The organism is Pseudomonas putida, assembly GCF_002741075.1.
Lineage (GTDB): Bacteria > Pseudomonadota > Gammaproteobacteria > Pseudomonadales > Pseudomonadaceae > Aquipseudomonas > Aquipseudomonas putida_T.
This window is the reverse complement of the sequence record NZ_CP016634.1, coordinates 202,501-213,143: the sequence shown is the minus strand read 5'-3', so window position 1 is coordinate 213,143 and position 10,643 is coordinate 202,501. Positions and strand designations below refer to the sequence as shown.

At 59.0% G+C, this 10,643-nt stretch carries 5 protein-coding genes, 2 tRNA genes and 3 rRNA genes (1 of these 10 running past the window's edge); all 10 read right to left on the bottom strand.

What is annotated here, in order from left to right; genetic code table 11:
- Positions 1-335: 335 nt before the first annotated feature.
- Positions 336-1,235 (bottom strand): LysR family transcriptional regulator, encoded by a 900-nt coding sequence (locus IEC33019_RS01310; RefSeq protein ID WP_070091771.1) that lies wholly within the window; start codon positions 1,233-1,235, stop codon positions 336-338.
- A 46-nt stretch (positions 1,236-1,281) separates the two neighbouring features.
- Positions 1,282-3,297 (bottom strand): pyridoxamine 5'-phosphate oxidase family protein, encoded by a 2,016-nt coding sequence (locus IEC33019_RS01305; RefSeq protein ID WP_070091760.1) that lies wholly within the window; start codon positions 3,295-3,297, stop codon positions 1,282-1,284.
- 18 nt (positions 3,298-3,315) lie between these two features.
- Complete coding sequence (locus IEC33019_RS01300; protein ID WP_070091761.1) at positions 3,316-3,945, bottom strand: glutathione S-transferase family protein; 630 nt, start codon at positions 3,943-3,945, stop codon at positions 3,316-3,318.
- Positions 3,946-4,117: 172 nt separating this feature from the next.
- Positions 4,118-4,672, bottom strand: a complete 555-nt coding sequence (locus IEC33019_RS01295) for a UPF0149 family protein (protein ID WP_070091762.1) — start codon at positions 4,670-4,672, stop codon at positions 4,118-4,120.
- Positions 4,673-4,831: 159 nt separating this feature from the next.
- A complete protein-coding gene (locus tag IEC33019_RS01290; protein WP_099592774.1) occupies positions 4,832-6,475 on the bottom strand; it encodes an acetolactate synthase large subunit in 1,644 nt (547 codons plus the stop codon).
- Between the two features lie 329 nt (positions 6,476-6,804).
- Positions 6,805-6,920, bottom strand: a 5S ribosomal RNA gene (gene rrf / locus IEC33019_RS01285).
- 128 nt (positions 6,921-7,048) lie between these two features.
- Positions 7,049-9,939 (bottom strand): 23S ribosomal RNA (locus IEC33019_RS01280).
- Positions 9,940-10,173: 234 nt separating this feature from the next.
- Positions 10,174-10,249 (bottom strand) — tRNA-Ala (locus tag IEC33019_RS01275).
- 22 nt (positions 10,250-10,271) lie between these two features.
- Positions 10,272-10,348: transfer RNA gene (locus IEC33019_RS01270), tRNA-Ile, on the bottom strand.
- 85 nt (positions 10,349-10,433) lie between these two features.
- A 16S ribosomal RNA gene (locus IEC33019_RS01265) occupies positions 10,434-10,643 on the bottom strand (it continues 1,327 nt past the right edge of the window).
- The 16S, 23S and 5S rRNA genes sit together here with 2 tRNA genes alongside, the layout of an rRNA operon.

Genomic DNA, 10,643 nt, shown 5'->3' with positions numbered 1-10,643 from the left:
AGGCCACTCCTACGGACTTGCGCTGCTGACAAATTGGCGTGTCGAGCCTGGCGCAGCGGGTGCTGGATGAACTCATTGGTCGGGGGTACATGGAGGAGCACTGCGCGAAATTGCGTGTACGGCTGGTGGCGCAGAGCGAGGTGATGCAGGCGCAGGTCGAGTCGGCGTTCCTTCCTGGGACAGGCTTGTGGCGCCTCGGGGAGGCTTCATCCACTGGCTCGAGCTGCTGGGCAAGTGCCGCCTTTCCGGATAGCGGGGCTGCTTTGTATCCCTTCGCAGGCTTCGCCAGCCCACAGGACCGTGCTACGGCCATTGTGAAGGGTGTTGGTGAGGGATCAGGCCAGATGGGCCTGGCTGCGCAAATGCTCGGCCAACATGTCGATGAAGGTGCGCACCTTGGTCGAGCCGTACTTGCTTTCCCGATGCAGGATATGGATCGGCCAGGAGGCTTCCTCGTACTCGGCCAGGATCACCTGCAGGCGCCCGTCCGCCAGTTCATCCGCCACCTGATAAGACAACAAGCGGGCAATCCCGAGGTCTGCGCTGGCCGCAGCGATGGCGGCGTCGTTGCTGGTCACGGTCAGGCGCGGCTTCATGCGCACCAACGTCGGGTCGTCGATCGCGCCGAAACGCCAGTCCGTGCGCGGCGACAGCGCCCCGGCGGCGATGATCTGATGCCTGTGCAACTCAGAAGGGTGACGCGGCGTGCCATGACGCGCCAGGTACTCAGGCGAGGCGCACAGCAGCCGACGCATCTGGCCTACACGCACTGCCTTGAGCCCGGAATCCGGCAACTGGCCGATGCGCACGGCCACGTCCATGCCCTCCTCCACCAGATTCACCACGCGGTCGAGAAAATACGCCGACACGTCCACCTCGGGATACTGCTGCAGGTAACGAACGATGCAGGGCATGACGAATTTCTTGCCAAACAGAATGGGGGCCGTCACCGCCAGGTCACCCTTGGGGGAGGCGTTGATGCCGGCGGCGGCTTCGTTAGCTTCGACGATACTCGCCAGAATGTGCCGTGTGTCTTCCAGGTAACGGCCGCCGGCCTCGGTCAGGCGCACGCTGCGGGTGGTGCGCAGCAGCAGCTTGACGCCGAGCTGCTCCTCCAGCGCAGTGACCGCGCGGGTCACGGCCGCCGGCGAGATGGCCAGACGGCGGGCCGCTGCGGCGAAGCTTTCCAGCTCGCCCACGGCCACGAACACTCTCATCAGGTGAATCTGGTCCATGCCGCGCCCCATGCGTTGTCCTGGAGCGATTATTCCAGCGCTGACGCTAGAGCTCCAGCACCAAGGGCTGCACAGCGTCCTCAGGCTCAGCCGGGATGGCGCAACAGATCAGCACGCTGCCAGGCTCGGGCAGTTCGGCGGGCGGGATCGGATAGTGGACCTGTCCGCTCACCAGTTTAGTCTTGCAGGTGCCACAGGACCCGCCTCGACAACTGAACTCCGGCGACAGGCCGCGGCGCTCTGCCAGCTCCAGCAGCGAGCCGCTGTCGGGTACCCAATGTGCCTCCTTCGCGGAACTGGCGAAGTACACCGGTACCGGCTCATTGGCAGGCGGCGGTTGTTGTAGCGTGGGCTGATTGCCGTCGGAGTGGCGACGCAGGGTCGAGGGGCCGAAGGCCTCGGCATGGATCCGCGCATCGGGCACGTGCACGCCGCGCAGGCCTTCGTACAGGTCTTGGGTGAAGCTGGCCGGGCCACAGAGATAGAAGTCGTAGTCATCCAGTGCCAGCGTGGCCTTGATCTGATCGATGCTCAGTCGGCCGGCGAAGGTGTAGTCGCGGCCGTGCACCGCATGTGCTTGCGGTTGACTCAAGGCGCGGTGGATATGCAGCTGGCCGTTGGACTGCCGCTGGAGCGCGGCGAGTTCCTGCTTAAATGGCAGGTCGCCCAAGGTTCGCCCGCCGTGGAATAGATGAATGCATCGCCCTTGCCCACTGGCCAGTTGCTCGCGGAGCATGGCGATCAGCGGCGTAATGCCCACGCCTGCACCGATCAGCACGAGGGGCCGTATGCTGTGTTGATCCAGGGTGAAGCTACCCATGGGCAGGCGCACCTCCAGCAAATCACCGACCTTCAGCTGTTGATGCAGATACCGGGAGGCCAGCCCCTGCGCCTTGACGCTGATACGCAGCTCGCCATCGGAGGGCGCGCTGGACAGGCTGTAAGTGCGGATCACCGGCGTCTGCCCATCGATTCGCAAGCGCACGGGAATATGCTGACCGGGCGCAAAGGTCACGGGAGTTCCATCCTCGGGTTGCAGATAGAACGACCGGATATCGCGACTTTCCTGCTCGATGCGCAGCACTCGCCAGCTCAACCATTGGCGCTGCCGCTCATGCTGTTGCAGGCGCTGCTCGGCCAGCGCCCAGGTACCGGTCATGAGGCTGGTGGGGGCGTACTCGTGGAACGTCCAGCGCAGCGATACGGCAGCGGGACGAAACACTGCCTGTTCGACATCCAGGGTCCAGATTCGCTCAGCGCCCTCGAAGGCGCTGATCAGAGGGCTGTCGAGAATCACCTCGGCTCGCCCGACCACCTGCAGCACGTCGCCGCTCACAAAATCCACAAACAACAAGCCTGCGATCGGGTTCACCAGCAGATTGCCGAGCGTGTTGAAATGCAGGTTGCCGGCATAGTCGGGGATGGTCAGGCGGTTGCCCTCGACTCTCACGAAACCGGCGCGCCCACCGCGGTGAGAGACATCCACTGAACGCTGGCCGCCTTCAGGTTCGACATAACTGGCAACGAAGAACGTATCGGCACTCTCGATCATGGCGCGAGCGCCGGCATCAAGCGCCACCAAATCCCGGCGCGGTTGCGGTGGCTGGTCGACACGGGTGTACTCGCGCAACTGAATGTACTGCGGGCAGTTGCCAAACGACTGCTCGACCACCACCTCCAATCGGCCGGCATCGGCACGACGAATCGTGCCGTTGAGGCGATTGCGCCGCCGGGTATGTAGTTCGATGCCCAACAGACCGACCGCACCGCCGGCTACCAAACCCGGCGTGGCCGGATCGTCAGCGGCAAGCTCGGTGCCGATCAGCAACTGCCGCGGATCGGGCGAGCTGACGAAGCCCTCAGGGCCTTCGAGCAGCGTCGCCCAGGGTTTGCCCTCGGCATCCACGGCACCGACCACCATGAACGGCAACTGGTGGTAGAACGCGCGATGCTGATCGGGCATGTAGTCACGGATGACCTTCTGCCCAAATGCCTCCATGCGCTCTGCAACACCGGCGTGCTCCTGTAGCCGTTTTTCACCTGCATGCCAGGGTGATCGCATGGCGGCATTCCTCGGGGCTCAGAGCGTGGTCTGCAAACCGATGACGGTGCGAGGCATGGGCACGAAGCCCGGTAGCGCCTCGATACGGGCCAGCCAGGCACGCACGTTGGGGTAAGGCTCCAGGGACACGTTGCCTTCCGGCGCATGGGCGATGTACGAGTAGTTAGCGATATCGGCGATGGTCGCCTGGTCACCGACCAGGAACGGCCCCTTGGCCAGTTCGGCGTCCATCACCTTGAGCAGGGTGTGGGCGCGGCCGATGACTTCATCGGTGTTGAACGAAGCGCCGAACACAGTCACCAGGCGCGCAGCCGCCGGGCCGAAGGCCAACGGGCCCGCCGCGACCGACAACCAGCGTTGCACCCGAGCGGCACCGACCGGATCCTGAGGCAGCCAACGTTCACCACCGTAGGCTTTGGCCAGGTACACCAGAATGGCATTGGAGTCGGCGATGACGATACCGTTGTCGTCGATCACCGGCACCTGGCCGAAGGGGTTGATGGCCAGGAACTCGGGCTGTTTGTGCTCCCCCTTCACCAGATCGACAAAGACCAGTTCGGTGGGCAGTTCGAGCAGCGACAGCATCAGCTCGATGCGGTGAGCATGGCCGGACTTGGGGAAGTTATAGAGTTTGATCGGGCTTGGCATGTTCTGGGCTCCGGATCAGCGCCGGGAGTGGCGCTGCTGGAGGACATGCTGCACTGGATCGGTGGGCAGCAGAATCAGTGCGGGAAGCAATCCAGTATTTCGGCAAGTGGAACAATCGTGGTCCCTACCGCAGGACAGGTGCGCGCCTACAGCGCGGCGGCAAGGTCCATGCTCAGTGCCGCTGCCGCTTCTGATACAGGTACAACCCGCGCGCGGCTTCGACCACCTGCGGCACGCAGGCCTGGTGCTCATCGAAACTCATCGAGTCGAGCAACTCGAAATTGTCTTCCAAGCCATGCAGGGAAATGGCCTTGAGCAAGCGATCCTGCTCCGGCGGCAGCTCACTCCATTCGGCCACCTGGGTGCCGCGCATGTAGCCGAAGCACCATTCTTCGAGAATGATCGCCGGGCCCTCTTCGCCTTCGCTTTCTTCGAACAATGGCTCGAAGTGCTCAAGATCATCAGCCAGCGCTTGAGCCACCTGATTGGCGTAGCGCAGCATCAGCGCGGTATAGGCTTCCTCATGGGCCGGCTTCTTGAACTTGGGGACTTTGCCACCGGCGACAGCAGGCAACCATAGTTCGGGAATGACTGCATTTGGTGAGCTGGCCAACGCCGTGAAAAAGCCGTTGAGCTCGGCCAGGTTGAGCACGGAATAGTCGTTGCCGTAGGTGATCAGCAAGTCTTCAAGACGGTCGAGCTCTTTTTCACTGAGGGCGGGCAGCATGATGAGTGTCCTAGGGCGGAAATTTGGGTGCACCCTAGCACATGGGGGAAGGCGTTGAGGGAATTATGGGTTGAACAATAGCAATCGCGGGACAACCCCTGCTCCCAAAGGTGTAATGCCTGAGGGAGCGCGGCTTGTCCCGCGACAGGGCGTCAACCGTTAGACCGCCAGCGCGCGCTCACGCAGTTCCTGGTTGAGGATGCGGTCGTTCTCGCTGTAGTCCACCGGGCAGTCGATCACGTGTACGCCCGGGGTCTTGATGCAGTGCTCGAGCAGCGGCAGCAGGCCTTCGGCGCTTTCGACGCGGTGACCGTTGGCACCGTAGGCTTCGGCGTACTTGACGAAGTCTGGGTTGCCGTAATCCAGGCCGAAGTCGGTGAAGCCCATGTTGGCCTGCTTCCAGCGGATCATGCCGTAGCCGTCGTCACGCAGGATCACCACGGTGATGTGCATGCCCAGGCGGACTGCGGTTTCCAGCTCCTGGCTGTTCATCATGAAGCCGCCATCACCGCACACCGAGATGACCGGACGGTCCGGGTACACCAGGTGCGCCGCCATGGCCGACGGCAGGCCGGCGCCCATGGTCGCCAGGGCATTGTCCAGCAGCACGGTGTTGGGCTTGTGGGCCTTGTAGTTGCGGGCGAACCAGATCTTGTAGATGCCGTTGTCCAGGGCCACGATGCCTTCGGACGGCAGGACGCGGCGGATGTCGGCGACCAGGCGCTGCGGGTACACCGGGAAGCGGTCGTCGTCCTTGCCTTCGGCGATCTGCGCTTCGTTGGCTTCGCGGATCGCCAGCAGGCGGGTGAAGTCCCAATGCGAGGTGTCGCCCAGGCCTTCGGCAATCTGCCAGACGGCGTTGGCGATGTCGCCGATCACTTCGATCTGCGGGAAGTACACGGCGTCGACTTCAGCGGAGCGGAAGTTGACGTGAATGACCTCGGTACCGCCACGCACCATGAAGAATGGCGGTTTCTCGATGACGTCGTGGCCGATGTTGATGATCAGGTCGGCCGCTTCGATGGCGCGGTGCACGAAGTCGCCGGACGACAGCGCGGCGTTGCCCAGGAAGCTTGGATGGCGCTCGTCCACCACACCTTTGCCCAGCTGGGTGGTGACGAATGGAATGCCCGTCTTGTCGATCAGTTGCTTGAGAACCTTGGCGGTCATCTTGCGGTTGGCACCGGCGCCGATCACCAGGATCGGGCTGCGGGCGGTGCGCAGTTTCTCGACGGCCGCTTCGATGGCCACGTGCTCGGCCAGCGGGCGACGGTGCAGGCTGGGCTGGATCGGCATGGCATCGGTCTGCTCGGCGGCGATGTCTTCCGGCAGTTCCAGGTGCACAGCGCCTGGCTTTTCTTCTTCAGCCAGGCGGAAGGCTTCGCGCATGCGGGCCGGGATGTTGTCGGCCGAGGCGAACTGGTGGGTGTACTTGGTGATGGGGTCCATCATGCCGCACACATCGATGATCTGGAACCGGCCCTGCTTGGACTTCTTGATCGGCTTTTGGCCGGTGATCATCATCATCGGCATACCGCCCAGGTAGGCGTAGGCGCTGGCGGTCACCAGGTTGGTGGCACCAGGGCCGAGGGTCGACAGGCTGACGCCGGTCTTGCCGGTCAGGCGGCCGTAGGTGGCGGCCATGAAGCCCGCGGATTGCTCATGACGGGTCAGGACCAGCTTGATCTTCGACTTGCGCAGGGATTCCAGCAGGTCGAGGTTTTCCTCGCCGGGAATGCCGAACACATACTCGACGCCTTCGTTTTCCAGGCATTGCACAACGACATCGGCGGCCTTGGCCATCTTGCTTGCTACCTCAAGTGATAGGACGGTGGTAAGTCCAGAAATGCGCAGCACGGTGCGCTGGCATCGCTCGGTCCGGGTGCCAGGATCGCCCCGAACCTAAGCCTTGACGCAGGGTAGGTACGGGGAAGTCACGTAATGTGTCAGCAATATTGTCGCACTTACGATGAGGCGACGTGAGGTAGCAGACGAGCAAAAGATATTTGCTGTAAAGGCAGGGTTCGCCGTTGCAAGGGTGGGCTTGCTCCAGCCTAGAGGTAGCGTGTGTTACAAGGGCGCAAAGACAAAACCCCTATCTGCTCGCGCAGATAGGGGTTTTGCGAAATGAATCTTGACGATGACCTACTCTCACATGGGGAAGCCCCACACTACCATCGGCGATGCATCGTTTCACTGCTGAGTTCGGGATGGGATCAGGTGGTTCCAATGCTCTATGGTCGTCAAGAAATTCGGTTGCCGAAATGTCTCGTGAACACTCCAGCCAATTCGGATATGTGATCTTTGTGGTTGCGAACTTTCGGTTCTTTCGTCTTCACCACCGCAATCTGCAGAAGCAAATTGCTTGGGTGTTATATGGTCAAGCCTCACGGGCAATTAGTATCGGTTAGCTCAACGCCTCACAGCGCTTACACACCCGACCTATCAACGTCGTAGTCTTCGACGGCCCTTTAGGGGATTCAAGATCCCAGTGAGATCTCATCTTGAGGCAAGTTTCCCGCTTAGATGCTTTCAGCGGTTATCTCTTCCGAACATAGCTACCCGGCAATGCCACTGGCGTGACAACCGGAACACCAGAGGTTCGTCCACTCCGGTCCTCTCGTACTAGGAGCAGCCCCTCTCAAATCTCAAACGTCCACGGCAGATAGGGACCGAACTGTCTCACGACGTTCTAAACCCAGCTCGCGTACCACTTTAAATGGCGAACAGCCATACCCTTGGGACCGGCTTCAGCCCCAGGATGTGATGAGCCGACATCGAGGTGCCAAACACCGCCGTCGATATGAACTCTTGGGCGGTATCAGCCTGTTATCCCCGGAGTACCTTTTATCCGTTGAGCGATGGCCCTTCCATACAGAACCACCGGATCACTAAGACCTACTTTCGTACCTGCTCGACGTGTGGGTCTCGCAGTCAAGCGCGCTTTTGCCTTTATACTCTACGACCGATTTCCGACCGGTCTGAGCGCACCTTCGTACTCCTCCGTTACTCTTTGGGAGGAGACCGCCCCAGTCAAACTACCCACCATACACTGTCCTCGATCCGGATCACGGACCTGAGTTAGAACCTCAAGGTTGCCAGGGTGGTATTTCAAGGATGGCTCCATGAGAACTGGCGTCCCCACTTCAAAGCCTCCCACCTATCCTACACAAGCAAGCTCAAAGTCCAGTGCAAAGCTATAGTAAAGGTTCACGGGGTCTTTCCGTCTAGCCGCGGATACACTGCATCTTCACAGCGATTTCAATTTCACTGAGTCTCGGGTGGAGACAGCGCCGCCATCGTTACGCCATTCGTGCAGGTCGGAACTTACCCGACAAGGAATTTCGCTACCTTAGGACCGTTATAGTTACGGCCGCCGTTTACCGGGGCTTCGATCAAGAGCTTCGCTTGCGCTAACCCCATCAATTAACCTTCCGGCACCGGGCAGGCGTCACACCCTATACGTCCACTTTCGTGTTTGCAGAGTGCTGTGTTTTTAATAAACAGTCGCAGCGGCCTGGTATCTTCGACCGGCATGGGCTTACGGAGCAAGTCCTTCACCCTCGCCGGCGCACCTTCTCCCGAAGTTACGGTGCCATTTTGCCTAGTTCCTTCACCCGAGTTCTCTCAAGCGCCTTGGTATTCTCTACCCGACCACCTGTGTCGGTTTGGGGTACGGTTCCCAGTTATCTGAAGCTTAGGAGCTTTTCTTGGAAGCATGGCATCAACCACTTCGTCGCCTTAAGGCAACTCGTCATCAGCTCTCGGCCTTGAAATCCCGGATTTGCCTAAGATTTCAGCCTACCACCTTAAACTTGGACAACCAACGCCAAGCTGGCCTAGCCTTCTCCGTCCCTCCATCGCAATAACTGGAAGTACAGGAATATTAACCTGTTTTCCATCGACTACGCTTTTCAGCCTCGCCTTAGGGACCGACTAACCCTGCGTCGATTAACGTTGCGCAGGAAACCTTGGTCTTTCGGCGTGCGAGTTTTTCACTCGCATTGTCGTTACTCATGTCAGCATTCGCACTTCTGATACCTCCAGCAAGCTTCTCAACTCACCTTCACAGGCTTACAGAACGCTCCTCTACCGCATCACCTAAGTGATACCCGTAGCTTCGGTGCATGGTTTGAGCCCCGTTACATCTTCCGCGCAGGCCGACTCGACTAGTGAGCTATTACGCTTTCTTTAAAGGATGGCTGCTTCTAAGCCAACCTCCTAGCTGTCTAAGCCTTCCCACATCGTTTCCCACTTAACCATGACTTTGGGACCTTAGCTGACGGTCTGGGTTGTTTCCCTTTTCACGACGGACGTTAGCACCCGCCGTGTGTCTCCCATGCTCGGCACTTCCAGGTATTCGGAGTTTGCATCGGTTTGGTAAGTCGGGATGACCCCCTAGCCGAAACAGTGCTCTACCCCCTGGAGTGATACATGAGGCGCTACCTAAATAGCTTTCGAGGAGAACCAGCTATCTCCGAGCTTGATTAGCCTTTCACTCCGATCCACAGGTCATCCGCTAACTTTTCAACGGTAGTCGGTTCGGTCCTCCAGTCAGTGTTACCTAACCTTCAACCTGCCCATGGATAGATCGCCCGGTTTCGGGTCTATACCCAGCGACTAAACGCCCTATTAAGACTCGCTTTCGCTACGCCTCCCCTATTCGGTTAAGCTCGCCACTGAATATAAGTCGCTGACCCATTATACAAAAGGTACGCAGTCACCTAACAAAGTAGGCTCCCACTGCTTGTACGCATACGGTTTCAGGTTCTATTTCACTCCCCTCTCCGGGGTTCTTTTCGCCTTTCCCTCACGGTACTGGTTCACTATCGGTCAGTCAGTAGTATTTAGCCTTGGAGGATGGTCCCCCCATGTTCAGACAAAGTTTCTCGTGCTCCGTCCTACTCGATTTCATTGACAAGAGATTTTCGTGTACGGGGCTATCACCCACTATGGCCGCACTTTCCAGAGCGTTCCACTAATCTCAAACCAACTTAAGGGCTGGTCCCCGTTCGCTCGCCACTACTAAGGGAATCTCGGTTGATTTCTTTTCCTCAGGGTACTTAGATGTTTCAGTTCCCCTGGTTCGCCTCTTGCACCTATGTATTCAGTGCAAGATACCTAGGTTATCCTAGGTGGGTTCCCCCATTCAGAGATCTCTGGATCACAGTCTGTTTGCCGACTCCCCAAAGCTTATCGCAGGCTACCACGTCTTTCATCGCCTCTGACTGCCAAGGCATCCACCGTATGCGCTTCTTCACTTGACCATATAACCCCAAGCAATCTGGTTATACTGTGAAGACGACATTCGCCGAAAATTCGCATGTTGCTCAGTTACGAGCAGAACTCACAAATTTTACCTTAGCCTGATGGCCCACCAGTGAAAGTGGTCATCAGTCTATCTATCACATATCCGAATTTTTAAAGAACGATCTGACAAAAGTCAGAAATCAACATTCACACCGGAATGTTCATTTCTAAGTTCTGCAGGTAACGGCAAGTGGTGGAGCCAAGCGGGATCGAACCGCTGACCTCCTGCGTGCAAGGCAGGCGCTCTCCCAGCTGAGCTATGGCCCCGTAGTCATCTGCACCAAGCTAATGGTAGGTCTGGGCAGATTTGAACTGCCGACCTCACCCTTATCAGGGGTGCGCTCTAACCAACTGAGCTACAGACCTATAACAGGGTCGCGTTACAGCATCGTCTTCTTCAAGGAATCAAGCAATTCGTGTGGGAGCTCATCAGCAGGCTGATGTCTTCGATTAAGGAGGTGATCCAGCCGCAGGTTCCCCTACGGCTACCTTGTTACGACTTCACCCCAGTCATGAATCACACCGTGGTAACCGTCCTCCCGAAGGTTAGACTAGCTACTTCTGGTGCAACCCACTCCCATGGTGTGACGGGCGGTGTGTACAAGGCCCGGGAACGTATTCACCGCGACATTCTGATTCGCGATTACTAGCGATTCCGACT